The organism is Sphingobacterium sp. NGMCC 1.201703 (genome assembly GCF_047784615.1).
In the GTDB taxonomy this organism is placed as follows: domain Bacteria; phylum Bacteroidota; class Bacteroidia; order Sphingobacteriales; family Sphingobacteriaceae; genus Sphingobacterium.
Genome location: NZ_JBLOHD010000012.1, coordinates 283,829 through 309,665 on the forward strand (window position 1 = coordinate 283,829; position 25,837 = coordinate 309,665).

28 protein-coding genes are annotated in these 25,837 nt (G+C 43.4%); 16 read left to right on the top strand and 12 right to left on the bottom strand.

What is annotated here, in order from left to right; translation table 11 throughout:
* Nucleotides 1-55: 55 nt before the first annotated feature.
* Nucleotides 56-1,225, bottom strand: coding sequence for an alpha-hydroxy-acid oxidizing protein (locus ACK8HY_RS22735; protein WP_416134932.1), 1,170 nt, complete (start codon nt 1,223-1,225; stop codon nt 56-58).
* 264 nt (nt 1,226-1,489) lie between these two features.
* Complete coding sequence (locus tag ACK8HY_RS22740) at nt 1,490-2,536, bottom strand: alpha-L-fucosidase (RefSeq protein WP_416134933.1); 1,047 nt, start codon at nt 2,534-2,536, stop codon at nt 1,490-1,492.
* 286 nt (nt 2,537-2,822) lie between these two features.
* On the opposite strand from ACK8HY_RS22740, the gene ACK8HY_RS22745 reads away from it, so the two are divergent.
* Entirely contained in the window at nt 2,823-3,689 is an 867-nt protein-coding gene (locus ACK8HY_RS22745; protein WP_416134934.1) for an AraC family transcriptional regulator, read from the top strand.
* A gap of 29 nt (nt 3,690-3,718) precedes the next feature.
* Here the strand turns inward: ACK8HY_RS22745 and ACK8HY_RS22750 are convergent, their stop codons facing one another.
* The gene (locus ACK8HY_RS22750) at nt 3,719-5,230 is read right to left on the bottom strand and encodes an FAD-dependent oxidoreductase (protein ID WP_416134935.1); all 1,512 of its coding nucleotides are present in this window, start codon (nt 5,228-5,230) and stop codon (nt 3,719-3,721) included.
* Nucleotides 5,231-5,432: 202 nt separating this feature from the next.
* On the opposite strand from ACK8HY_RS22750, the gene ACK8HY_RS22755 reads away from it, so the two are divergent.
* On the top strand, nt 5,433-6,206 hold the full coding sequence (locus ACK8HY_RS22755) for an SDR family oxidoreductase (protein WP_416134936.1): 774 nt from the start codon (nt 5,433-5,435) through the stop codon (nt 6,204-6,206).
* A 59-nt stretch (nt 6,207-6,265) separates the two neighbouring features.
* Nucleotides 6,266-6,757 carry a low affinity iron permease family protein gene (locus ACK8HY_RS22760; RefSeq protein WP_077433161.1) on the top strand — a complete coding sequence of 164 codons (492 nt, stop codon included), beginning with the start codon at nt 6,266-6,268 and terminating at the stop codon, nt 6,755-6,757.
* A gap of 192 nt (nt 6,758-6,949) precedes the next feature.
* On the opposite strand, the gene ACK8HY_RS22765 is transcribed toward ACK8HY_RS22760, so the two are convergent.
* Complete coding sequence (locus ACK8HY_RS22765; protein ID WP_343559309.1) at nt 6,950-7,180, bottom strand: hypothetical protein; 231 nt, start codon at nt 7,178-7,180, stop codon at nt 6,950-6,952.
* Nucleotides 7,181-7,436: 256 nt separating this feature from the next.
* Here ACK8HY_RS22765 and ACK8HY_RS22770 point away from each other — a divergent pair, with 256 nt between their 5' ends.
* On the top strand, nt 7,437-7,754 hold the full coding sequence (locus ACK8HY_RS22770) for a hypothetical protein (RefSeq protein WP_416134937.1): 318 nt from the start codon (nt 7,437-7,439) through the stop codon (nt 7,752-7,754).
* 86 nt (nt 7,755-7,840) lie between these two features.
* On the opposite strand, the gene ACK8HY_RS22775 is transcribed toward ACK8HY_RS22770, so the two are convergent.
* A complete protein-coding gene (locus tag ACK8HY_RS22775) occupies nt 7,841-8,497 on the bottom strand; it encodes a response regulator (RefSeq protein ID WP_416134938.1) in 657 nt (218 codons plus the stop codon).
* A gap of 350 nt (nt 8,498-8,847) precedes the next feature.
* Here ACK8HY_RS22775 and ACK8HY_RS22780 point away from each other — a divergent pair, with 350 nt between their 5' ends.
* The 3 genes from ACK8HY_RS22780 to ACK8HY_RS22790 all read left to right on the top strand — a co-directional run bounded on the left by ACK8HY_RS22780 (nt 8,848) and on the right by ACK8HY_RS22790 (nt 10,350).
* Entirely contained in the window at nt 8,848-9,462 is a 615-nt protein-coding gene (locus ACK8HY_RS22780) for a DUF4142 domain-containing protein (RefSeq protein ID WP_416134939.1), read from the top strand.
* A 76-nt stretch (nt 9,463-9,538) separates the two neighbouring features.
* Nucleotides 9,539-10,000, top strand: coding sequence for a hypothetical protein (locus ACK8HY_RS22785; RefSeq protein WP_416134940.1), 462 nt, complete (start codon nt 9,539-9,541; stop codon nt 9,998-10,000).
* Nucleotides 9,985-10,350, top strand: a complete 366-nt coding sequence (locus tag ACK8HY_RS22790) for a hypothetical protein (protein ID WP_416134941.1) — start codon at nt 9,985-9,987, stop codon at nt 10,348-10,350. The genes ACK8HY_RS22785 and ACK8HY_RS22790 overlap by 16 nt, the downstream gene beginning before the upstream one ends.
* A gap of 21 nt (nt 10,351-10,371) precedes the next feature.
* Here ACK8HY_RS22790 and ACK8HY_RS22795 read toward each other — a convergent pair whose 3' ends face one another.
* The 5 genes from ACK8HY_RS22795 to ACK8HY_RS22815 form a co-directional block, all read right to left on the bottom strand.
* A complete protein-coding gene (locus ACK8HY_RS22795) occupies nt 10,372-12,528 on the bottom strand; it encodes a mechanosensitive ion channel family protein (protein ID WP_416134942.1) in 2,157 nt (718 codons plus the stop codon).
* An 18-nt stretch (nt 12,529-12,546) separates the two neighbouring features.
* Nucleotides 12,547-12,753: a hypothetical protein gene (locus tag ACK8HY_RS22800; protein WP_416134943.1), complete on the bottom strand. Its 207-nt coding sequence runs from the start codon at nt 12,751-12,753 to the stop codon at nt 12,547-12,549.
* A gap of 116 nt (nt 12,754-12,869) precedes the next feature.
* On the bottom strand, nt 12,870-13,097 hold the full coding sequence (locus ACK8HY_RS22805) for a hypothetical protein (RefSeq protein ID WP_416134944.1): 228 nt from the start codon (nt 13,095-13,097) through the stop codon (nt 12,870-12,872).
* Between the two features lie 59 nt (nt 13,098-13,156).
* Nucleotides 13,157-13,828, bottom strand: coding sequence for a DUF6766 family protein (locus ACK8HY_RS22810; RefSeq protein WP_416134945.1), 672 nt, complete (start codon nt 13,826-13,828; stop codon nt 13,157-13,159).
* 23 nt (nt 13,829-13,851) lie between these two features.
* Nucleotides 13,852-14,337, bottom strand: a complete 486-nt coding sequence (locus ACK8HY_RS22815; RefSeq protein ID WP_416134946.1) for a DUF421 domain-containing protein — start codon at nt 14,335-14,337, stop codon at nt 13,852-13,854.
* A 234-nt stretch (nt 14,338-14,571) separates the two neighbouring features.
* Between ACK8HY_RS22815 and ACK8HY_RS22820 the strand changes: the two genes are divergently transcribed.
* Nucleotides 14,572-15,315, top strand: coding sequence for a hypothetical protein (locus ACK8HY_RS22820; protein WP_416134947.1), 744 nt, complete (start codon nt 14,572-14,574; stop codon nt 15,313-15,315).
* Nucleotides 15,316-15,317: 2 nt separating this feature from the next.
* Nucleotides 15,318-16,052 carry a metallophosphoesterase family protein gene (locus tag ACK8HY_RS22825; RefSeq protein ID WP_416134948.1) on the top strand — a complete coding sequence of 245 codons (735 nt, stop codon included), beginning with the start codon at nt 15,318-15,320 and terminating at the stop codon, nt 16,050-16,052.
* Between the two features lie 43 nt (nt 16,053-16,095).
* Here the strand turns inward: ACK8HY_RS22825 and ACK8HY_RS22830 are convergent, their stop codons facing one another.
* Nucleotides 16,096-17,613, bottom strand: coding sequence for an MFS transporter (locus tag ACK8HY_RS22830; protein ID WP_416134949.1), 1,518 nt, complete (start codon nt 17,611-17,613; stop codon nt 16,096-16,098).
* A 191-nt stretch (nt 17,614-17,804) separates the two neighbouring features.
* On the opposite strand from ACK8HY_RS22830, the gene ACK8HY_RS22835 reads away from it, so the two are divergent.
* The 5 genes from ACK8HY_RS22835 to ACK8HY_RS22855 are packed head-to-tail and all read left to right on the top strand — an operon-like array spanning nt 17,805 to nt 23,769.
* Entirely contained in the window at nt 17,805-18,746 is a 942-nt protein-coding gene (locus ACK8HY_RS22835; RefSeq protein WP_416134950.1) for a glycosyltransferase, read from the top strand.
* A gap of 11 nt (nt 18,747-18,757) precedes the next feature.
* Nucleotides 18,758-20,614 carry a glycosyltransferase gene (locus ACK8HY_RS22840; RefSeq protein ID WP_416134951.1) on the top strand — a complete coding sequence of 619 codons (1,857 nt, stop codon included), beginning with the start codon at nt 18,758-18,760 and terminating at the stop codon, nt 20,612-20,614.
* Nucleotides 20,615-20,617: 3 nt separating this feature from the next.
* A complete protein-coding gene (locus ACK8HY_RS22845) occupies nt 20,618-21,199 on the top strand; it encodes a D-glycero-alpha-D-manno-heptose-1,7-bisphosphate 7-phosphatase (RefSeq protein ID WP_416134952.1) in 582 nt (193 codons plus the stop codon).
* Nucleotides 21,177-22,667 carry a PfkB family carbohydrate kinase gene (locus tag ACK8HY_RS22850; protein WP_416134953.1) on the top strand — a complete coding sequence of 497 codons (1,491 nt, stop codon included), beginning with the start codon at nt 21,177-21,179 and terminating at the stop codon, nt 22,665-22,667. Before ACK8HY_RS22845 ends, ACK8HY_RS22850 begins: the two co-directional genes overlap by 23 nt.
* Before the next feature lies 1 nt (nt 22,668).
* Nucleotides 22,669-23,769 carry a glycosyltransferase family 9 protein gene (locus tag ACK8HY_RS22855; protein WP_416134954.1) on the top strand — a complete coding sequence of 367 codons (1,101 nt, stop codon included), beginning with the start codon at nt 22,669-22,671 and terminating at the stop codon, nt 23,767-23,769.
* Here ACK8HY_RS22855 and ACK8HY_RS22860 read toward each other — a convergent pair.
* Nucleotides 23,687-24,694: a glycosyltransferase family 9 protein gene (locus tag ACK8HY_RS22860; protein ID WP_416134955.1), complete on the bottom strand. Its 1,008-nt coding sequence runs from the start codon at nt 24,692-24,694 to the stop codon at nt 23,687-23,689. The two genes, ACK8HY_RS22855 and ACK8HY_RS22860, sit on opposite strands and share 83 nt — an antisense overlap.
* A 142-nt stretch (nt 24,695-24,836) precedes the next feature.
* Here ACK8HY_RS22860 and ACK8HY_RS22865 point away from each other — a divergent pair, with 142 nt between their 5' ends.
* A complete protein-coding gene (locus ACK8HY_RS22865) occupies nt 24,837-25,376 on the top strand; it encodes a type 1 glutamine amidotransferase domain-containing protein (protein ID WP_416134956.1) in 540 nt (179 codons plus the stop codon).
* A gap of 105 nt (nt 25,377-25,481) precedes the next feature.
* Nucleotides 25,482-25,730, top strand: a complete 249-nt coding sequence (locus ACK8HY_RS22870) for a Rho termination factor N-terminal domain-containing protein (protein ID WP_077433123.1) — start codon at nt 25,482-25,484, stop codon at nt 25,728-25,730.
* Nucleotides 25,731-25,837 lie beyond the last annotated feature (107 nt).

Here is a 25,837-nt window from a genome sequence, read left to right on the forward strand (position 1 = left end):
ATTAAGCACAACAATAGCTGTGTTTAATACGGCTTCATTTATTTTTATGGCTATATTATGCCAATATTTTCTGTAAACGTTTTGGGAATTCTTCGATCTTTGAAATGCTCAGCTGTTTCATCACCTGAAATAAGTGTGCCTTGAACATATTGATGGTATGTTCTCCTCCTGCATTTCCTAAGGCACCGACACCGTACATAAATGGCCGACCCATAAAGTTAAATTCAGATCCAACAGCATGCGCACGGGCCAAATCCACTCCAGAGCGGATACCACCATCCAACATAATCTTGATTTTGTTTTTATAATCCGGATTACCCGCTAGATGAATCAAGGAGTTAATGGATGATTCACTTGCATCAAGCTGTCTGCCGCCATGGTTAGAGACGATAACTCCGTCTACCCCCGATGCAATGGCAGCCTGCATATCTTCATCTGTCGCAATTCCTTTTAATACCAAAGGCCCCTTCCATAGATCCCGGATGGCCCTGATCTTTTCAACATCCACTTTGCCCGTGAACGTTCTGTTCATAAATTGCCCCAGCTGTGCCAGATCCAGACCTTTTTCCATATAAGGCTTTAAAGTCGCAAAAGACGGAATACCATGTTTGAGGGTTTCAATACCCCAGGTAGGACAGGCAAATGTCTGTAGGATATTGGCGACGTTCATCTTTGGAGGCATGGACAAACCACTTTTTATTTCTTTGTACCGGAGTCCAAAAGCCGGGACATCGACCAGGACAACAAGCACAGGACATTCTACCTCCTTCAAACGTCGTAGGATATCATCACGCAGCTTGTTCTCGGTTGGATGATAAAGCTGAAACCAGGCTTTACCCTGTGACACTTCGGCAATACGTTCGATACTGCTCGTCGATACGGTGCTCAATATATATGGAATATCATTCTCAGCGGCAGCTTTCGCCAAAATTTCTGGTGCATTGGGCCACATCAGCCCTTGCAGACCAATAGGCGAAACTCCAAATGGCGCGCTGTACCGGCGGCCAAAAAGCTCTACAGACATATCAATCTCCCCGCTCGCCTGAAGGTACTGCGGTTTTAATAGAATGTTGTCAAAATCATTTTCATTTCGGGCAAGGTTCAGCTCTTCATTGCAACCACCTATTAAATAGTCAAACGCAAATTTTGGAATTCTCTTCTTTGCCTGTTTTCTCAAGTCTTCAACAGCAGGAAATCGGGTATTGTAAGTAAACTTCTGGCTCATGATTGATGCATTAAATATTGGCAGCGATTTATCTGCGCGCCAAATATACTATATAATTTGAAATTAGTTCGTTATTTGTCATTAATCTCCTTACTATTCCGTCGGCCGCAAAGCCTGCTTCTCCACTGAAAGGCAGGTTCGCGCAAGTGATAAAACCCTCCATGATCGAAAGCCGAAAGCAAACGTATAACAGTATACGACCATACAGAATCTTTGTAGAGCGCATTATGGGCAGCTCTGGTATGTAAGGAAATCAAATCTTTCTTATAATTTTAATTTTTCCTTCAGCTGGAGCAACAGCGCTACATCCGTATCCCTGATACGTCCCTCCCTGTTTGGGCCAACATTTAGAATCAGGATATTATCCTGTGCAGTTGCCTTCTGGTAGATCTCTTCCAGTTCCGCAAGCGTCTTGTACTTTTTGTCAGTGGTATTATAAAACCAACGTTCACCAAGCACAACGGTAGTCTCGAAAGGCATATAGTAGGTATTTCCTTGTGCGGTAAAGAGTTTTGGGTCTGGACTGCTTGGTAAATAGGGATCACCTAGACGGAAGTCACTGGGGAAATAACGTATGGGAAATAAATTCTGCTGATCTTTGGGCAGGACAGCGTGTTTATCTGCATTTTCAGGACTACCAATACTCCAATTGATACCTACCTGACACTGAGGCGCCTTAGTTTTGACCAAGGTATAGATTTCCTGCGCAGGCCATCTGTAATTCGCCTTTTCCCAGCCGCCATCAAGCCAAAGTTCGACGATATCTGTATATTTCTTCGTCATGTCAAGCAATTCATTCACTTGATTAAGCATGTAGGTATTATAGGCTCCATCCGCTTCTCTGTCATTTACATTTCCATTTTGTTTCCTGTCCCACAGCGAATAATAAAGTCCGAGACGGATACCCTGTTTGCGGCATTCCTTAGCCAATTCGACCACAACATTCGTCTTATTAGCTGAATTTGCCACGTCATAATCGGTATATTTACTATCCCATAAGCAAAAACCATCGTGATGCTTGCTTACCAATATGATATATTTCATTCCCGCAGCTTTCGCTGTAGACACCCACTGTTTTGCGTCAATAGCTGTAGGCGCATAAGAAGCGGCAGGTTTCGATCCGTCGGTCCACTCCTGATCGTGAAAGGTATTCATACCGAAATGTATAAACATGCCATACTTCCGGTCGATCTGCTCTTGCTGATAACGGTTGGGTTGATCGGATGCAGTAGGTACAACAACTTTCGTCTGGGCTAACAGCTCAGCTGCCAATAAATAGAAGGTCAAACTAAAAAACACCAGCTTTTTCATCGTTTTTGTTTTAGTATTATTCAGGTTTTTATTGCTTCAATCTGTTTATATCAAATACCACTTCATATCCGACCGGATAGTCCCTTTTGCACGAGGGTCTGACAGGGGTATTTTCGGTATCAGTACTCCTTTTATAAATATCGCTAAGCTACTATTCCTAGGAGAATAAAACTGTACCTGGATTGCTCAATATTGACACTATATTAACAGTGTTTAGATTACTATTTCATATTTAAGATAAAATAAGCTATTTTTAACGTCCAAGTAATAATACAATAACCCCTAAATGAAACCCATCTTCACAAAAATACTGGAAGGATCCGAGATTGCGACATTTGCGACAAAGGAAGTTTGTCAGCCTTTCTTTTCTACAGAATTCCATTTTCACAGTGCCTGCCAGATGACCTATATTGTCCAAAGTGAAGGTAAACGTATTATAGGCGACAGTATCGATAGCTTTTCGACCGATGAGTTGACGTTTGTAGGGCCCGACCTTCCTCATGTTTGGTATAACAACAGTTCGAACCGGGATTCAACACATTTATCGCGTTCAATGGCACTTTATGTCGAACCTAAATTACTGTTAGAAGTGCTGGGGCAGCTATTTAAAACGCATAAAATCGAAGCTTTTCTGACGGCATCCAAGCGGGGGCTTCTATTTCGGGGAGAAACAAAACAGCAACTAAAACACAAGCTGGAACAGATGATTCAGCTTGACTATGGTTTTAAGAAAACAATACTGCTTCTTGAAGTCATCGAATTATTAATCACAACCGATGAATATGAATACCTTTCCAGTCCAGGTTATACACACAATTACAGTTCGATGGATAACGAGAAAATCGACCGTATCTTTAAATTTGTTTTCAACAATTTCACAAAAGAGATTCCATTGGATCAGGTTGCGGCCCTCGCGAATATGTCCAAACATTCATTTTGCCGTTATTTTAAGTCGCGTACACAAAAGACTTTCGTACAGTTCGTCAATGAAGTACGCATCAGCGAATCATGTCGGCTAATTACTGAAAACAAATTACAGATCACCAATATAGCCTTTGCCTGCGGATTCAATAGCTTATCTAATTTTAATAAGATTTTTAAAGGTATAAAGGGTATAACGCCAAGTACATACAGAGCTCAGTTACGGATATAAAACAATAATTCCATATAGGAGAATCTGCATCAGCGATCCATCTCCTGAAGTCCTGAGGTCGCCGGTCCGTTCAATAACTTGCCTTCAATATCAAAACGGGATCCATGGCAGGGGCAATCCCAGCTCTTCTCGGATGGATTCCAATTTACCGTACAGCCCATGTGCGGGCAGACTGAACTTAGACAGTGCAACACAGCCTGTTCATCACGATAGACAGCAAATGTCTTGCCCTCATATTTCACGATGCGTCCTTCCTCCAATGGTATATTTTCAAATGCATCAATCTTATCGGCGGACAATTTATCCATGATAAAATGCTGCGATGCGCTCCATCCTTCCGACAGTACACTTTTTGCACTTGCGATCGGCTTAATACGTGCGGGCGAGAGCAATTTGGCCAATGCTGTTTCTCTGTTGATTAGCAGGTCTGGAATAATTAATGAAGCCATTGAACCAAAGGTCATTCCATTTCCACCATAACCGGTAGCAATATACAGGTTAGGTTCATTCGGCATACCACCAATATAGGGTAAACCGTCAGCTGATACATAATACTGAGATGACCATTGCGCTGTTAATTCATTGCATTCAAAATGCTTATTTACAAGCTCTTTGAGATCGTGAAAATGTTTTTCTGTATCCCGCTCATCCCCGGTTCTATGATCAAATCCACCGGCAATGAGATAGTACTCGTCGCCAGCGCGATGATATCTAAAATAATGATAAGGATCGTACAGGTCTGCGGTCTGCGCAAGCATTTCCGGCGCATGCTGAAGTTTCAACGTAAGGGCATAACTCCGATAGGGTGCTACCAATAGATCAAACCTATTTCTCCCAGGTGGTATATGGGTAGCCCAAACGATATTTTTTGCCGTAAAGATGCGCTCATCACTTGTTTTCAACGTGATTTCGTCATCTTTATTTTCATATTCGACAATGGATTGATTTGTCAAAATAGCCCCGCCATTTTTCCCGAAAGCATCCAGGAGCCCAAGTACATATTTCAATGGGTGAAATTGCGCCTGATCTTCAATTCTGATCGCTTTTGCAAAGGGAAGGCTAAAGGGCAACGTATTACTGGGCATAGTTTTTAACCCCAATAGCTGATGCGCGGCAAGAATACGATCAAGCTGTTCGTTTTGACTTTCCTCGGCGCTGAAAAGAAAAAAATCACATTCCTCAAAATCACAATTTATATGGTATTTAAGTACATTCTTCTTTATATGATCCAAGGTATCCTTCGTACTCTTGACCAATAACCGAGCGGCCTGTTCGCCAAAATTCGCAATAATTTCATCGTAAGATGCATCGTAAAAATTATTGATATGGGCCGTTGTTCCACCTGTGGTGCCGAATCCGGGATTTTCCTTATCCAGAAGCAAACACTTCACCCCCCTATCCTGCAGTTCCTTTGCGAGCGTCACACCGGTAATGCCTGCTCCAACAATAATGGTATCAAACACCAAGTCGCTGAAATCCGTTGAAAAATTTCTTCCCTCGAGAGTCTGCCAAAAGCTCTTGTTACTACCGTCACGTTTCATCTATGATTCAATTTTAAAGACTGGGAGCTTAGCTCCCAGCCCTTGGTGGTATAACTAATTATGATCTGTAAGAAAAGAACCAATCCAGCAGATAATCGTTTTGAGAAGAAATACGTAAAAAAAAGAAGAAGTACGCCATCGAATACCGGATCAAACCTTCCCAATTCAACCATTGTTCTCCTCGAAACAAGAAAAAAGTATTATGACAAATCACCCCAACGAATATGTAAATTCCGTTATGCATCCCTGGATAAAGGATAAAAAGATAATGATCACAGGTGGAACCACAGGTATCGGCCGGGCCACCGCCTTACTGCTTGCTAGTCTAGGCAACGATGTTCTTATTTGTGGCCACCATGAAAGACAGCTCCAGGATACGCTGTCTGATTTTGAAAAATTAAATACCTTAGGTTCGCTGACAGGGCTTGCTATTGATTTAGCTACAGAAGAAGGCATAGCTGAGCTTTTTAAAAAATTCGACAGTATGTATGATCATATGGATGTCCTTGTTAATAATGCCGCAATTGCTTTTCAATCGGTCAAGGAAGGCAGCTATGACGATCAGGCTTACATCCTACGGACCAACATCCTTGCTTACCTGGCCTGTGCGCAGGCTGCATTGTACCGGATGGAACCACGGGGTGCAGGTCACATCGTTAATGTTGGGTCGATGAGCGCGGATGTAAGGGAAGCGCAAAGCTCGGTTTATGTGTGCACAAAAGGTGGGATTCAAGCTTTCACAGAATCGTTGCGTAAAGAAGCTAACCCCAAGGGCATTCAGATATCACTTATCGAACCAGGATCTGTTGGAACCGATATGCAGCCCTACTCTCCAGCAGAGCAGCGTAAAAAAATTGAAGCGATGGAAATGCTATACGCGGAAGACATCGCCCGATCCATCGTGTTTATGCTATCTCAACCAACGCGCACCTCAGTCGTAAGTATGCAGGTAAAACCTTTACGTCAAATTATATAGTAAAACGGCGTGCAGCCCGTATCAATATAGCAAATGATTATACGATCAAAATAGAACGCATGAAAAAGAAGAAAAATTTATTCGAACGGTTTTCGAATTGGGCCACACATGCTACCGGAAGTTCAGCGGCATTTATTTTGGCAACCTCCACTGTTATTGCCTGGGCAGTAAGCGGTCCTATCTTTGATTACTCTGAAACCTGGCAACTGGTGATCAACACAGGTACTACAATTGTTACCTTTCTCATGGTATTTCTGATCCAAAAATCACAGAATAAAGATTCCAAAGCACTCCACTTAAAGCTTAATGAGTTGATTGCATCCCATGAAGGAACGAGCAACCGGATGGTGAGCTTAGAGGACTTGAGTGAGGAGGAATTGGACCAGCTGGCCAAGTTTTATGCACACATCGCAAAACTTGCCCTCAAAGAGAATGATCTCACCCATACACATTCCATTGATGCAGCGCAGGAAAACCATAACTTTAAAAATAAACAGCGTCAAAAACGAAAAGACAGTAGTCCGTCAACAAAACAGCCGAAGGACTTATAAACGAAACGTAATAATGTAATTCCGCATGTCATCAAACTTATCGCTTAATCCATATTTCTTTATCCCAAGAGCGGGAAAGAATTAGCGGGCCTAAAAATCTGTTAAGCAATAGTTTTAAAACAAAAAAACAGGATTGTCCAAAGAATTTGGACAATCCTGTTTGCTTTTCCTTCAGTTAGAAGAACAGCGATCCTAGTCGTGGCCTTCAGTTTTAACGATCTTGTTGTAGATACCCAATAATAAAAATGGTGCAGCCCATTGTCCAACGAACAATGCCGTTTTATCTTGCATCATACATTTTAACGTAGCCGATACGCCCATTGCGAGTAAAGCTGCCCCTAAGAATACCGTTGAAGGGACTTTAGAAGTTTGTTTTTCAATTTTTTTGGTGATTTCACCCTCGTTTCCAGTTGTTAGTGCCATAATTCTAAATGTTTATGCTCAAAGAGCGGTTCATTTAACTAAACAGCTTCAAAAGTTTATTCGTTCGCATAGATGATTAGAAATCTCCAAAACACGCATATAATCCTTATAAAAGGTAAAAACCTCATTTTCAAACGATAAAACCGCGTTGTATAAAATGATTGCTTTTACGTACTAATCGTCCCCGAAATCGTACTAATTCGACTAACTATTTGCAGAATAGATCTGTTCGTCCTATGAAACTAATATAAAATAAATGAACAGCAATCTGATTACGCAAGAAAGGTATCAAGGTATACCGATCATTGCATTCACCGTCATTCAGGGTGGTCCAAATGATTTTCCGGAGGATATACCGGATCGACCCGAAGAAGAGTTACCGGAAAATGATCCCAATGATCAACCCGAAATCGATCAGCAGGATCTGGACACAGGGGAAGAATTGGACCTTGGTGAACAGGAAGAAGTTCCTGAGCTAGATGAAGAAGAAATCGACGAAAGCGCCAACGATGCGGAAGGTGTTCCTGTAGAACCTCGAAATCCCCCTTCGGACTTAAATGAGACAACAATTTAATAAAAAAGGTATGCATAATGGGCCGTATTAATTTCAATACCGGCCCATTTATCTGGCTTGACAATGCCATTAAGGCAGCGAATCGTTTAACTTAACAGTTTGGTTTTAAATCCAAATCGGATCAATCCGGCTGTATTGCGAGAATTTGTTTTCTCCAATAGCTGCTGCCGATGTCCTTCCACAGTACGTTTACTTAAAAATATCTGATCCGCAATCTCGGCATTGGTATAACCTTCAGCAATTCGTTCCAGCACCAATAACTCGCGGTCAGAGAGTTCATACCTTGCCATAACATCATTTTTATTTACCTCCCTAGGAATATGCTGAGCGGAATAATCCATCAGATCAAAAGAGAGTGCTGAGCTGATATAACGTTCGCCCCGCTGAACCTGTCTGATACCAAATAGAATCTCGTCTAGGTGGGAACTTTTGAGCATATACCCATCAACACCGAGATCAAATGCCTCAGCTACGAGATGAAAATCATTATCCATGGTTAAAATAATAATTTTGATGTCCGGATAGCGGGCTTTTACCGCCTTAATAAATCTTATTCCATCCATTTTATCCATATGGAGGTCCGTAAGAATGAGGTCCGGCTGAGGAGCCCCTACAAGATACTCCAAGGCATTTTTACCATTTTCTGCCTCTGCAATTACAGTTATATCTTCTTGAGCCTCTAAAATTAATCGGAAACCTGAACGTACCAGTGCATGGTCGTCTACTAAAAGTAACTGTGTCATAGCTCTCTGTTTTGTCTTCGTGGTTTAAGTATGAATAAATTTATTTTTTACAGTAACAATTCACCTCGGGGAATAGTTTTTTTAATTTGTTTTCCACAAAAACGCACTTCTACGATAAGGCTGCGTATCAGTCTCAAATTTTGCTTTAAATACCTAAAATAATGGTTTTCAAAACGCAGCCTTGTCCAGTCATGTTCCTAAAGTGACATTTTAAAGGAGGAAGCTATGTTTACATCTATTATTATTGGTATTGTCTTTATCCTGGTTGCTACTTACATCATTATTAATTATAGGCACCGGAGGAGCGATACGCGCAACAGGAAAAATCGTTAATATTAAATAATTGCATTATGAAAATCATTTTAAGAATCGTTGGCTTATGTATAGCCATAATGACCTGGACAATGGTCATTTACGCACAGGACAGCAGTCAGACCCAGGCACAGTCTGGCGATATAGACTTTGCTAGCAAAGCAACAGCAAGCAATAACTTCGAAATCCAGGCTGCAAATATTGCGCTGACAAAATCGCAGGATCAAAATGTCAAGCAATATGCGCAAATGATCGTCGATGATCATACAGCCGCCGGAAACGAGCTGGCAACATTGGTTAAAAACAAAAACTGGCAATTGAGCACGCCCGATAACCAAAATTACACGCAGTTAATCGACCAGTTGAACAATGCGGACCCAGCCAATTTTGATCGTACTTATGTTGATCTGATGGCCAAAAGCCACCAGGATGCCATGCCCCTGTTTAAGGATGCCAGCAGCGGCACTGCCACTACAGACGCAGAACTGCGTAAATTTGCAACTGACAAAATTCCGGCTTTCCAGAAACATCTCGATCAGCTAAAGACGATGCAGCCCGCGGCAGATACCACGACAAAAGATACATTAAAAAATACAAGCCCAGGCGCACCAAGCCCAATCAAGTCAAAAATGCCCAAACCCATGTTAAAATAAATTATATTACTCCAACTTTCCAATGTTGAGGACAAAGTTATAGGCTTTGTCCTCCTCTTTTTAAATAAACTTTTTTATGGAACAGACATTCGATTATATACACGAACTTTTAAATAGACAGATGGCCCTTCGGGCGAAAATTGAAGCTAGTCCCAGCGCCGGTGAAATTAGTTTTAGCTATGGCGAGGATTATTATCAAGAAGAAGTCAGGAGTATGGGCCTTGCGATGATCCGTGAGGGCATGAACGATGAAGGTGAGCAACTGATCCTCGACTTTACCCGGGAGCATTATCCAGATAAAATTGATAATGAGCGCCTATGGATACAAAAAATGATGCGCTACCTAAATGCCATTACCGATACATTGATTGATAATCTACATGCGGAAGGTTACAAATGGCTACAGGGAAACGTCGATATGCCCAACGAGCATGCCATATTCTATCCCCTGTTTGACCTTAATGCCGATAGCTTACAATCGTTGGAGCTGGGACTAATTATTATCAAGAAGAAGTCAGGAGTATGGGCCTTGCGATGATCCGTGAGGGCATGAACGATGAAGGTGAGCAACTGATCCTCGACTTTACCCGGGAGCATTATCCAGATAAAATTGATAATGAGCGCCTATGGATACAAAAAATGATGCGCTACCTAAATGCCATTACCGATACATTGATTGATAATCTACATGCGGAAGGTTACAAATGGCTACAGGGAAACGTCGATATGCCCAACGAGCATGCCATATTCTATCCCCTGTTTGACCTTAATGCCGATAGCTTACAATCGTTGGAGCTGGGACTAAATACAATTGTTGATTTGAGTAAGCCCGAGGAATTGGAAAGTCTACATGGCTGGCTTTATTATCGATCCGAAAAAAAATGCTAATGGTAAGGGTGCATAGTTTCGCTAAGCAGAACTAACTTTCGTGTCGTATTTAATCGCTTCAATCCTGACGGTCTCCAGAAACTTACTTCTGAAACGTTCGATCTGTTGTACATTCTGAATCCCAACCTGCACCGACAGAATATATGCTTCTGCTGTTATATCTTTGGTGAATATTTTCAATGGGATGCCCGGATCAATTTCGTCAAAGGAAAGGATTATCTCCAGGAGCCATTGTTTCCATTGCGCAACAGCTCTTGTGGAAATAAAAGTCAATTGTAGATTTAAGCGGATATCAGCTTCACCAAATGTCCAATTAACCAAACGTCCGGAGAGAAGGTCACCATTTGGAATAATGACCTGAGCCCCTTGGTCAGTAAGCAGTATACTGGACCGGATACCGATCTGCAGTACCTGTCCTTTTTTGTCGGCTAGCTCTACATAATCACCGACTTTAAATGGCCGTTCAAAAACCAAAATAACCCCTGACACAAAATTATTAATAATGTTCTGCAGGCCCAAACCAATACCAACACTCAAAGCTCCTACGATTACCGTAAGTTTATCCATGCTAAGTCCAAGAATCCGTATACCAATTAGAAAGCCCACGATGAATATAAATACACGGACCAAAGGCAAAAGGGCCGTCCGACGCTCATTTTTCTTGGAGATCGGTTCTTCCAACAAGTCTTTCAGATTTTTTTGTATCCAGTTTGCAAGTGCAATTACCGCAATTGCGAGAACAACGTCACCATAGGTATATGTTAGACCTCCTATACTGTGACTGCTATTCAACAGTCTATCCAGCAGACGGCGCACCTCACTTGTGAGGTGCAGGCTATTTGTCCAAACGATCAGGACAAGGATAAAAGCAAAAAGCCCCACAATCCGGCCCAATGCCTGGACCATTTTTGTCTTGTCGAACCGGCGTATGAATCGTTCCTCACCTGCCTTCTCGTAAGAATTGACCAGATCATGTGCTAACATATCCCGAAAAGCCCGTAAAGATAAAGCCTGTAAAAGGCCGATACCGACCGCGATACTGCATATCCGTGCTAGATTTAGAAAACCAAAAAGGTTAAACAAAATGGCGAGTGTGCCTACCAAAAACAATATCCATCGCATAAAATAATGCAGGTGATCAAAAGGATTGTCGTCGTCCGTCTGTTTTCCTAAAGCCCAGACCAAACGTAGGCCAGCCAAGTTGACCGCCACAGCAATGCCTCTAGTCAGCAAATCTGTGTCCACGACCAGGTGAATTACTAACAGGGCTATATAATAAAGGAAAACTAGACGCATGATGCGAACTTTCACGGGCGAAAGTTCAACATGAAGTAGGATATATAAAAAGGTAAATATTAAGAGGTAGCTTAATTCGAGCACCAGCACGGGAATACGGAATGATGTCAAGGGCAACATAATAAGAAAGAAAATCGCAAATTTTAACAAAGGAATCCACCAGGGCTGATTACGGTGAAGTGGTAGCTCCTCCCCGGCCCCTACGGCTCGCCGCCGCATCAAATATAAGCAATACAAATAGGTTAGGCTCACCAGTATCAACAGCAGCCGCCCGTCCCAGGCAGAATCGTAATAGCATAACGATAATCCATCCTGCTCGAGATTTTTCCGTACTACTTTCTGCAAATGTGACCCAAACGTACCTGCTTGTGCTGCCAGAATGACCTGTTGCTGTTGTTTTGCTTTTGTGCCCATATCCCTCAAGTCAACAAGCAGCTGTTCGGCATCGGTTGCCAGGGCAGCTACACTATCTTGCACGCTTTTCCAGGATGAGGCCAGGGAGTCTGGCAGTATGACTTGCTTCTGTGCAATTCTGATTTTATTTCCTAGATTCTGTACCGGTGGAATGGTGCGGCTGATATAGCGCTGTACCTCCCGTGGAATCGACTGGTTGTATTCTTGACGCTGCCAGGCGAGCATACGCTTGACGCTGTCCAGTTCGGAATAATAACGATCCAACTGTGCCCGCCATTGATGGGCATAATTTCTTAAGGTAATAATGGGGCTCTCCGGTAGCGAGTCCCTTAAACTTGCTGAATCTAAAGCAGCCTTAGTTGAATCAAGCGGCTGCCCATATAACAGCGCACAAAAGAGGCTCAGGTAAACCAAGCTACCCAGCCTCCAAATGCTGCATTTTGATAGAATTCTTCTTCCAACCACCATAACTGGTATTCAAACGCACTATTGTGGTTTCGCCGAAGATGGCTGACGTTGTAGGCTATCCGTACTATCTGATGCCAGGGTATCCCCGCCAGCTGGGAGGGTCTGTCCTTCGTCCGGTGTCATGGATGAATCATAAGAACCGTTTGCCTTATTTCCTTTATTGCTACTGTTGTCGCATCCCCACAATCCAAGAAGTAATACGATTAAAAGACTGATTTTTTTCATATACAATTGTTTAAGTGTTTAAACTATTTGGATGTTGAACGTTATCAAAAATGGAAAAGTTCTCCTAACTTCCATTTTGAGTACTTCCTAACAATAACAGGTAGAACTACGTAAATTTATTCTGCGTTCTTTTCCCGGTCAAGATTATCCAAAGGAACACCCTGATCTTTCATGACAGTACTGTCCTGAAGTGTATCTGCGGGACGGCTACGGTGAATATTATCCAGCGGAACACCGTGACTCATCGCTGAGGTATCGGTTACAATTATATGATCTTCGGCGCTTTTATTTGTTCTGTCGTGACATGCACTAAGCATAAAACCAACGCTCAGAACGCTTATCATTAATTTTGATTTTTTCATTTTATGTCTTATAGTTGATGGTCTTTGATTTTTTTGATAGCTCAGTCCTTGCCGGTTTGCGCATGCGGGGCATCTACGGGTTTGGATTCCGGGGATCCTTTTTGTCTTAAGAAAATGGTAAAAAATACAATGGACAGTACCGATAAAAATTCACTCTGCCAGTTTTGAAAGGTTTCAAACCAGAATTGAGGCATCAGCAGATAAGTCCAGGCGGCGTCAGGCGGCAAACCATCAAGTAATTGTTCCATATTATGCTGGCGCCAGCTTCCATAGAAATGTACGACCCAACTGAGCAGGAAAAGCAGCGCAAAACAAATAAACAAGGATGAACTGTATATCCGCAGCAACCATCCTCCTTTTCGAACAGGATAAGGTGCATCCGGTCTGGGTTTTGGTTCGCGGTCCACCGCCTCAGGTTCACCCAGCTTTTTTGATTCCGCGGATCCCCATTGGCGCAATCCCACTGTAAACATGACGTAAAGCGCCATCTGTAAAAACTCACTTTCAAAATTTTCAAAAGTGGCCGAAATAAAATGTCCGGTTCTGAGGTAGGAAACTAATGTCAAAGGCGTTTGCTGCGCTTGTTGTAACTCTTCGTTGTGTACCTTCCAACCTGTGACAAATTGCATTCCTAGGGCAAAAATAAAAAGGATTAAGAATACCAGGCTCAAACCATTCCGGTATAAAAAGGAATAAGAATCTTTCGTTTTCATAACTGTTATTTTATCATAAGATATTATGCTTTTGTTTTCAAGGTAAAGCTGATCCTTCCATTGGGTTCCATGAATGCGATATCAACTTCATCGAGATGCTTACTGTGCGTCTCCAGGCGCAAACTGGTCAATAAATCTGTTCGGCTGACTCCTAAACGATCCATCTGATCCCATTGAATCTGATCATTTTTATATAATACAGCCGGTTTGCCTTTGACGAGATTACCTAAATAAGGGAGGCGAGCCGATACTTGCGCCAAAATCTTATTGACCATAATCATTACAGCTCCTGCAAATACGGTCGACATAAAAGGCGATGCACCTACTATGCCCCGTGCCAATACCGAACCTAACATGATTATAATCACAAAATCCACTCCTGATTTTCTGCCCAATATCCTGATTCCACCCAAACGAACTAAAAAAAGGGCTACCATAAACATAATAAATGCACGCATTCCCATCTGAACCATTGAGAGCTCCTCTCCTGAGCCGAATAAACTTTCCATGATTTTTTCAGTTTAGTTTAATTGTTCGATAAACAAGAGTAAAGCCGTTTAGGATTGAATCCTTTGTCATAAAACAGCTCCTTTGCTTTTATGAGAACCTCTGCAAACATCGAAGCGGTTTGCCTGAGAATGGAAATCAAGTACTTATACCCGAGCTAAATGTGGGGAATACGTTTTCATGGGCTGAATCCAAACTACTCCGATTTTAAGGCTGTTTTAAATAAAAATGATACTATGATCGATCTTGATAATCCCCCTAAAGAATGCATTACATTCTTTAAGGACACACTACAGCTGCTACACAGCAGCGACAGCTCTTTTATGGTTGGTGGCGCGCTGGCAATGTTTCATTATACGGGGATTATCCGGCCCACTAAAGATCTCGATATTTTTTGCAAAAGCAGTGCATATCCCGCTATCTTGAAACATTTTGCCGCCAATGGTTACCAGACTGAATTGACCGATGTCCGTTGGCTTGCCAAAATCCACAAAGCACCTTATTTTATTGATATTATATTCGATAGCGTCAATCATAATTGCACAATAGAACAGGATTGGTACGATCGTGCACCTGAGGGTATCTTATTTGACACAGCGGTACGCTACGTTCCGGCGGAAGAACTTGTCTGGTGCAAATTATATGTACAGAATAGAGAGCGTCATGATAGTGCTGACATTAATCATCTGTGGCTCCGCTATGGAAAACATTTTGACTGGAATCATTTATTAATGCGCATGGACCAACATTGGCATCTTCTCCTGGCGCAGCTGATCATATTCCAGTTTACTTATCCACATGATTATCGCGATATTATTCCACGGGATCTGTTTGACGAACTGATCAAACGTGCGCAGGAACAGTATGACCTTCCTCCCTGCCTCGAAAAAGTGTGCTTGGGTCCGCTGATTGATCAGACGCAATACCAAATTGATATCAAAGAATGGGATTATAAATCATATACTATAAAAACTGTATAGCGATGGCAAAGAAAACAACAATTGCGGCAATAGGTGATATTCATATGAACCAGAGCCAACATGGAAAATGGAAAACGATATTTGAGGAAATCTCCCCAAAAGCCAAAGTCCTGCTCTTATGTGGCGATCTGACAGATACGGGCGATGAAGAAGAAGCGGAAATGCTGGTTACGGAATTACAGCACTTAAAAGTTCCGGTGATTGCAGTTTTGGGGAATCACGACTATGAAAAAGGTCGTCAAAAGCAGATTCGTCAGATTCTCACAGATAGCAAGGTCACCGTCCTAGATGGAGAAGCTATTGTCGTAGCGGGAATCGGTTTTGCTGGGGTCAAGGGTTTTGGCGGGGGCTTTGATCGCTATATGCTCTCGATGTTTGGCGAAGATGCGATGAAAAGTTTTGTTCAGGAAGCGGTTAATGAATCCCTCCTATTGGATCGAGCGCTAGCGCGGCTAGAACAGGAATATACAGACATAAAAAAGGTAGCGCTGCTCCATTACGCTCCCATCGCCGAAACTGTAGTGGGCGAACCCAAAGAGATCTATCCTTTTTTGGGCTCTACGCATTTGATGGAACCTCTTCAGCGCCGAAATGTCACAGCCGCATTCCACGGACATGCCCATGCGGGCAAATTTAAAGCGCAATCGCCGGCAGGCATTCCCATTTACAATGTAGCCGTTCCTGTTTTGAAGGCGCATCATGGCGATGATACCAGTTTTGCCCTCATCGACATCTAGCGGGCGACAGTCCCCGCCTTGATTGGACAGTCCAGGCCTTAGCCTATTCCTTGGCGGGGAGATCCTTCCGTTTCAAAATCTGCTTTAGCTGCGCATGTAAAGTAATAATATTCCCCACGAGCAGACGTTCCTTTAACCCGGCCCGAAACCGCTTTTTCATAATACGTTTTACCAATTGGTGACTTACCTCCCCGTTTTCCTGCACTTTGCCAAGCCAGCGAAGCGAAAAAAAGGCCAGTACTGAAGCCAGTAGAAACAGAAAATTCCATTCATGCAGATAAATCAATTTTGCGACGGATTCCAAATTCGGACTTTTCCAGGAAATACTGATCTGCAGTTCGCGTGTTGCGAAATAGTCTACCAGCAAACCGCCCAATATTGGTCCCAGTGCGGTAAAAAAAGAGGCGACCATATTCTTTACGGTGATATATATAATGGCGTCAGTTTTTGGTGCGAGTTTCAGGCCAATATTTGTAAGCGCCAAATTGATGCCGCCAGTCGAGACTCCGGTCATGATATGAAGAAGAACCAAAAGAATCAGGTTGGGCAGTGCCCGGGAATAGATGCCAACAAATATCCATAAAAGAATACAACAGATATAGATCGGTGCGGTCAGGTAGATTATACTTTTATTACTATACCGATCCGATAATTTGCCCCATAAAGGCAGGCCGGCGACACTGGCGACTTGGCTGACCACGGTCAGCAAAATAACAACTTTCATCGACAGCCCCAAGGTTTTAAGCATAAACACGGTGAAAAAGGGAATCGCTAAGTTGATGGCCAGGACCCATGCCGCATTAAAAATAAGCAGATTTTTAAAGTTTGTATTTTTTAGGGGCTCAAGTAATAAACTGCCTAAATTCCCGCCAGATATTTCCTGTTTGGGTTCGCTGGCCTGTACGAGAAAGAACGCACCAATTGCACCTATCAGACCGGCAGCGAAAAAATAAATGCCGTACAGATTGGGTAATTCATCCCCCCTGTTCCTGGTATAGTAATCAACCAACGCTGCCACAGCCAGACTTATCGCAATATTTGTTAGCTGCATGAGCCGTGTGCGTTTGGAAAAATAAGTTCCCAGCTGCTGTTCGGGAACAAGATCCTTAATCCAGGCATTCCATCCGGCCCCACCAAGAGCACTCAAAAAATAATGAATAAACATAAAAATCAGCAGGATACCGAAAGATAGCTGTGTATTTCTCCATAGCACGATTCCAATAATCAACAGCGGTATCTTTGCCAGAAATACCGCTAACACCGTGATTAACTTTCGGTTGGGGTAACGTTGTATCAAAAGAATGGTGAGCAATTGTGCCAAGTTACAGAGCGTAGGAAAAGAAGCAAGTAAGCCAATCTGGAAATTGCTTGCTCCAAGCAGCAGTGCAGCACCGATTAAAATCGCGCCACTGCTCAAACAGACAACCACTTCAGAACACAAGCCATCGATAATGACCATGCGCAGACTTCGATTAATTTCTGCAGGTTCGAGATGCAGCTTGGGCTTGATATCCATATCGTTTTCTGATGTAACGTCTGCTTGCACGATTTGGTTGCTCAAAAGTTAAAATATAGTTTTTATACGCAACACAAAGTATTTCATTCGTTTAAAAGGGTATTAGTCCATTCAACCAACTGCCTCCGTCTGCAGTTCATTAATCAAAAGATAAGTTGACTAAGCTTGTGGTCGGGACGGACCTGACCTGGATAGTTGTATTGATCCTTTTACTTTTTTATTAAACAAGAAAAATTATGGCACACAAACCACGCGTCCTCACTTGGCACATCCATGGTTCTTATTTATACTATTTATCGCTGGGGGATTACATTATTTATGTTCCTTATACCCCGGAACATGGCCCAAGATATGTCGGCCGGGGTAGCACCTTCCCTTTTGGAGAAAATGTGATCGAGGTTCCGGCGAGCGAGGTGCGGAATCTTGAACTGGACCTTATTCTCTTTCAATGTGATGAAAATTATCTGCAGGATCAATATGATATCCTATCGTCGGAGCAGCGTCAACTCCCGGGTATTTATATTGAGCATGACCCGCCCTGGCAGCATCCCTGTGATGAGGTGCATCCCGTGACAAATCCTGCAGTAACGTTGGTGCATGTGACGCATTTTAATCAATTGATGTGGAAAACGGATCTCCCGGATGTGCGGGTCATCACGCATGGTGTGGAAGTCCATGGCGTTAAATATACAGGTCTTCTCGACGGAGGGATTGTGGTTGTTAACAACCTGCGCTCCCGGGGTCGCATGCTGGGCAGTGACTTATTTGAGCGCGTCCAAAAACAGGTGCCGCTAGATCTGATCGGCATGGGCAATGAACCCTGGGGTATTGGGGAGGTGCTGCATCCGAAACTTCCTGAATTTATTAAAGACTATCGTTTTTTTTTCAATCCGATCCGATACACGAGTCTCGGGCTGGCGATCTGTGAAGCGATGATGGTAGGCTTGCCCATCGTGGGTTTGGCGACCACTGAGCTATCAACTATTATCGAAAATGGAAAAACGGGATATATAGGTTTGGACATTGACATTTTGGTCGAAAAAATGAAAATGCTGCTTGACAATCCGAAGCATGCGCAGCACTTGGGCGACCAGGCCGCGCAGAAGGCCGCTGACCTTTTTGATATCCAGCGTTTTGCGCAACAATGGACTTATCTTATTCATCAAAAAATTAACTAACTCAAAATATCATGCAAAAGAAAATAGCTTTTATCAGTGATCATGCCTCTCCATTGGCCACTTTAGGTGGCAAAGATAGTGGTGGGCAAAATGTTTATGTTGCGGAGGTTGCCGCTCAACTTGCTTTGCTTGGCTACCAGGTTGACATCTATACACGAAAAGAAAGCGAGGAGCAAGAACAGATTGTCTACTGGAAACCGCTGATCCGTGTGATCCACGTGGCGGCTGGTCCAGCCCATATACTTCCGAAAGAAGAGCTTTATGCGTACATGGACGAATTCAGTTCAGCAATGATCAAGTTTATCCAGGGTAATGAGCTCAGCTACCATTTGGTCCATGCCCATTTTTGGCTTTCGGGGATGGTAGCAATGGCACTAAAAAAACAACTTAAAATCCCTTTTGTTATTACTTTTCATGCCCTAGGTGCTGTCCGTCGATTACATCAGGGCTGTTCGGATAAATTTCCCAAAGTGCGGGAACAAATCGAAAAAGATATCATTTGGCAGGCTGAGCGCATTATCGCTGAATGTCCAAATGATCTAAAGGATCTGATTCAACATTATCAGGCGCCACAGGATAAAATAGAAATTATCCCATGCGGTTATAACCCGAATGACTTCTACCCCTTGGACCGGACAGAAGCAAAAGAAAAGTTGGGACTCGATCCAGCATTTACCTATATTTTACAGCTTGGACGTATGGTGAAACGGAAGGGCATCGACAACGTGATTGAAGCGTTTTCCCATGCCCAGCACCTGCTTCCCGAATTAAGGCTCCTGGTTGTTGGCGGCAACCTTGAGGCCGCGGATGACCAAGCAGAGTTTCTGCGGCTTCAACAACTTTGTACCGCGCTGAATGTAAGTGATAAAGTGATTTTCACTGGACAGAAAACACGTGATACACTCAAATATTATTATGCTGCAAGTGAATTGTTTATTACCACCCCCTGGTATGAACCTTTTGGTATCACTCCTTTGGAGTCCATGGCCTGCGGTACACCTGTGATCGGTGCAGACGTTGGGGGCATTTCCTTTACCGTACGCAACGGTGAGACAGGTATCTTGGTGCCGCCACAGCAACCGCAACAGCTTTCCGCAGCGATAGTGGATTTAATTAACGATGAGCGAAAACGCACCCGGTTTGCGGTAAATGCACTGAAACATGTGCGAAGCTTTACCTGGAACAAGATCAGTGAAAGTATTGCCCAATTGTATGAGCAATGTATACCAATGCAGCGCGAAAAAGATGCGATTGAGCAGATAAAGGATACTTTTATGGGCTCCTCCCGGACTTTTGAACTGGCTGCCGAAGTTTTGGCCGGAGGCATCGCCAGACTGGCTTACAAAATGGTGGACGTCTTACGCCAGGGCAAGAAGATCATGATCTGTGGCAACGGCGGCAGCGCTGCTGAAAGCCAACATTTCGCGGCGGAGTTGATCGGCCGTTTTGAAATTCCACATCGGCCGGGATATCCCGTAATTTCTTTGAATACCGATTCTTCGGTCTTAACAGCATGGGCAAATGATTTCGGTTACGACAGTATCTTTTCACGGCAAGTTCAAGCATTGGGACAACCAGGTGATATGCTTATTTGCCTGAGCACGAGCGGGAAATCGGAGAATATCATCAATGCGCTTAAGGAGGCTAACAAGATGGATATTACCTGTGTAAATCTCCTCGGAAAAGATGGCGGGCAAGCGACAGCCTATGGCGAATACAATCTGATTGTCCCCTCCGAGAATACCGCACGCATCCAGGAGGTACAACTCCATATCATCCATCAGCTCTGTGCCCTGGTCGAGCAGCAGATGAGCCTGGGTTCCATTTCCAAACAACATCAGCTCGTTCACAAAAAACTGATTGCATAAACAATGGAAAAAGCAATATTTCTGGACAAAGACGGAACGCTCATCAAGGATGTGCCTTATAACGTTGATCCTACCCGTATCAAATGTTACCCTGATATTTTTCCTGCGCTCCGGCTACTTCAAAAAAGAGGCTATAAATTAGTCGTGATCAGCAACCAATCAGGCATTGCCAAACGATATTTTACCGCAGCAGATCTGGAAATCGCATTTTCGGAGCTACGGGATCAGCTGAAAACCGAACATATCATCTTGGACGGAATTTATTATTGTCCGCATTCGGATGTGACAGCGGAACCACAATGTGATTGCCGCAAACCACTGCCGGGTTTACTTTTTAAGGCCGCTAGCGAGCTCAATATAGACCTCAAAAAATCCTGGATGATCGGTGATATTCTCAACGATGTGGCCGCGGGCCGCGCAGCGGGCTGTCATACCATTCTGGTAGATAGAAGCAAAAGAGAACGCTTAGACGACCGGATTAGCAATCCCAAATTTACACCAGATTTTGTTCTTGATGATTTCCTAGAGCTCAATCAGCTTATTACATTAAAAAACAGACATTATGAAGGATACGAGATTAAATGAATTGGTAGAGAATGGATTTAACAAACCAAAAGTTTTGGTCCTTGGAGATTGTATGCTGGATATCTATCTGGACGGTGATTGCAAAAGGCTTGCACCCGATGTAGGCGTTCCAGTACTGGATGTGAAAACCGTAGTGCAGTGCCTCGGCGGAGCTGGAAATGTCATCGTTAATCTTCACGATATGGGGGCAATGGTATCTGTCGTTACCGTACTTGGGGATGATTCCAATGCAGTACTTATTGCGGATCAGCTGCAACAAAAGGGAATTGAAACTACTGGAATTTTGTATAGTAAAAGCTGCCAGACGCTTACCAAGACACGACTGCGAAGGGGGCAACAATGTTTGCTACGTTACGATATCGGTCAAAAATATAGCTTTGACGATGCCATGCTACAAAACTACCTGCTAGCGGTTAAAGATGCCCTTCGATCGGTTGATATTGTTTTCGTTGCGGATTATGCTAAAGGCAGCATTCCGGACGAATTAATTCAGATGCTCTATCAGGAGCAACAATTGGATCCTAAAATAATTGTTGTGGATAGTAAAGATTACCGGAAATACAGCTGCCTTCGTCCGAATCTGATCAAACCGAACTATGAAGAGGCGCGCCTTATATTAGGCCAGCGAGAAAATGAAGATCGCGCCCGTCAGGGGATGCAGTGGTCGAAGCAGCTGGCTGAAGTCGCCAATGCGCACTGGGTGGCGCTTACATTAGACAAAGATGGTGTTATTCTATTCAAAAGGGACGGCGCCCCTATCCACTACCCGGTGCCTGAGATAAAAGAAGGTAATTTTTCTGGCGCCGGCGATACATTTCTGACAGTGCTCTGTCTTGCCTATTTTAACGGGCTCGATCAGGATAACGCTATTGATTTAAGTATCAAGGCAGCACATATCGGAATAGCAAAAAGTGGAACCGCATCTTGCAGCTGTCAGGAACTGGCTCAAAAGATCCGCGAACCGAATAACAAAGTTATAGCTGAACTGAACGAATTAGAAGCACTATGCGATAGGCTCCGCAAAGAACATCGCCTGGTCTTTACCAATGGCTGTTTCGATATTTTCCACGCCGGGCATGCCCATTACCTGGGCAAGGCGAAAGCAACGGGCGATATCCTTATCGTAGGCATCAATACGGATGATAGTATTCGTCGGTTGAAAGGAACCTCGCGTCCAGTAAACAGGCTGGAGGATCGTATTGAAGTGCTTTGCGCGCTGGAAGCCGTGGATTACGTCGTCCCTTTTGGCGATGCAGGCTCCGATAATCCGATCCCACTTTTAGAAAAGGTAAGACCACATGTATTTGTAAAGGGCGAAGCTTACCGGGATGAAGATATACCCGAAAAGGGATTGTTGCACTCCTTGGGGACCAAATTGGTGTATGTTGAGCATGTGCACCAGCAATCAACGACCAAAATCATCCAGCGTGTGCAGGAAAATAAGCAAGTATTAAAAAAAATAAGCTAATATGGGACAGTGGAAAGATTGTAGAAACCTATTGGTCATTCGCCTCGATAATATGGGTGATCTTATTATGAACAATGCAGCGCTTCAGGAAATTAAACATCAAATGCCATCCTGCAAAATTACGCTGCTTGCCTCAAAAATGGCCATTCCAATTATACCGTATCTGGGGACTATTGATGACTATATCCAATACGATGCCCCCTGGATGAAATTAACAGAGCAAGATTCAGCAGCAAGCACCGAAGCCCTTATTCACGTTATCAAAGCACTGCATTTTGATGGCTGCCTGATTTTTAACGTTTATAGCCAGAATCCCATGGCTGCTATCTTCCTGGCGTATATGGCAGGCATTCCCAAACGGGCAGCGTATATGCGGGAGAACCCCTATGCCCTGCTTACTGATTGGGTGCCAGACCAAGAACCACTATTTCAGGTTCAGCATCAAATTATACGAGATCTGGGGCTGTTAACTCATTTGGGGATCTCCTCGCATACAAATCGGCTTCCCACCTTAAAAATGCCGGATCACCCCTGCAGTTTAAGATTAGCAGCGCCACTTAGTCACTATATCATCCTTAATTATGATGTTTCGGAAGAAAAGCGGCGCATTCCGGTAGAAATCGCGCAGGAACTTATTCAAAAGTTGCTCGACCTGCATTATCCGGTGCTACTCGTGGGTAAAAATGATAACGATTACTTGGCTGCCTGCCGAAAAAATATCGGGTCGCGACAAATGTTCAACCTCATCGGTAAGACATCTATCCCCAATCTACTCTCACTTGTCAAGGGTGCGAGGGCCGTGATTACAGTCAATACAGGTTTGGTTCACATGGCTTGTGCCTTAAAGACCCCGACCCTAGTGCTTTATGCACAAACAAATCCTCAACATATCCCTTGGTCGCAGGAGTCTACCTTTATATTATACCCTGTCAGTGCTGGCAAACGCTCCAAAAATTCCATCAATATTTTTGTCGATCAGCAACACACTCAGGCGGAATATACCCCATTCACGGTGGATACTATCCTCGAGAAATTTTCGGAGTTGCTGCTACGTTTTGACCGACGGGAGACCGAAATTCAAGAAGGGAATCAATTGCACTAAAAATATTGCTTAATTGGATGGGTTTTCTTGCGTCAAAGGTTTTATGTATGCGCTTATTCTGAGGTCCCCATCGTTCGGGTTCGCCGTCCATGCTGAGCACAATACTTCGGGTTTCCAAGGCGGCCGGGATATGTGAGATTCCCGTGCAGTTACAGATGACCAGGGAAGCTTGCTGCACAAGACAGCCCAGTACGCCCAGATCGAGCTGCGCGCATAGGTTGAGCACCCTGGAAGTCAGCAGGTTTTCAAACGCAGCGATCCTTTGCTTCTCCGCTGAGACTCCTGTCAGCACAATTTGGTAACCTTTAGCATGGAGGTGCTCTGCTAAACGTACAAAATTTTCAAGCGGCCACTGCCTGTTTGTATCCCGGCTTCCCACATGAACAATAACAAAAGGATAAGCAAGCCTATTTTTTATTACTTCAAAGTCAGACCAATCCGAGCTAAATAAAGGATAGTACATGGTCCTATTTGGAATTTGGAGACCCAAGAAGTCAATAAGTGCCAAATGCCGATCTACTTCATGCAGCTTATCGGGATATTCAAGCCAACCGCTGTCCTCCGCTGATTCACTCGGTCGAAAGCCAACCAACCGCTTGGCTCCAAAATTCTTTAAGAAATCATTTACGATTGTACCATTTCCTTGTAGTTGTAAAAGGAGATCAAACTTTTCGGCTTGCATTCGTTTTACAAAATCTGCCAAAGCCAAAGGATGATAAGGGAGCTCCGGGAGTTCGGGATGCCCGGGAAAGGCTACAAATTCATCCACACAATCGAAGCGCTGCAATAGCGGCCTCATATGCGGGAGGCCAATAAAATATAACCTAGATTCAGGATAATTATATTTTAATGCGGTGATTGCGGGCATTGCACAGAGCAGATCACCCAATTGAAGCGCACGGAAAACAGCAATTTTAAGCATCATAGTATGATTTACAAAATGGACAATGTTCAAGGACAAAGGGTTTGCGGAAATGCAGTTTAATTTCAGATTAATCCAAACTTTCCATGAAGGAAAACCGTTCAATATAAGAACACTAACATATAAGAACAAAACATTTCTTCACATGGAAAAATTAAAAGATAAAAAGATCGCTATCCTGGTTGCCGATGGTTTTGAAGAAATCGAGTTGAGCAGTCCGAAAGAAGCATTGGAAAATGCAGGTGCCAAAACCCATATTATCTCACCTTCAAAGGATAAAGTTCGCTCAAAAAAAGGCGATGAATGGTCTAAAGCGTATGCTGTCGATGTCACGCTTCAGGAGGCCGAGGAAAATAAATACGACGCCCTTCTACTACCCGGTGGTGTCGTCAATCCCGATAAACTTCGCACCAACAAGACTGCCATTGCATTGGTTAACGCTTTTTGGGAGCGTAATAAACCAATTGCTGCCATCTGCCATGGGCCCCAGCTTTTGATCAATGCAGATCTTGTCAGAGGCAAGAAAATGACGTCGGTAGAAGCAATTAAAATTGATTTAATCAACGCTGGTGCCAATTGGGAAGATAGTGCTGTTGTCATTGACGAGGGACTAATAAGTAGCCGTACACCTGATGATTTACCGGAATTCAATAAAGCAATCATTAAAGCTTTTGCAAAGACATAAACCCTTAAAAAGACGTAGAAGTACAGGATCTTCACGTAGTAAATCGGTCAACATTTAGGTTCACTAAGCTGTTCAGCTATTAAGTAACACGTAAATCAAAATATTATGAACACAGCAAAACGTACCGCCAGTAACACGTCCAAAGGACAGTCACATGGCAACACTGACAAAGCAAAAAGCATGAACAAAAGTAACACAAAAGGTTCGTCAGCTCAACGAAGCACCGAAAATGGCAATGCCAGTAAAACAAAAGATGAACTCTTGCAAATGGCCAAAAAACTCGAAATCACTGGCCGTCACGATATGACCAAGGATGAGCTGATCAAGGCTATTGAGAAACAAGGCAAAAACTAGGAAAAGGAAATAAAGAAAGTCGCCTACTGAAGCGACTTTCTTTAGACACCGTCTCATAAAGTGTGTAAGTTATAAAAATGCGGAGTTTGAAAGGACTTCGCATTTTT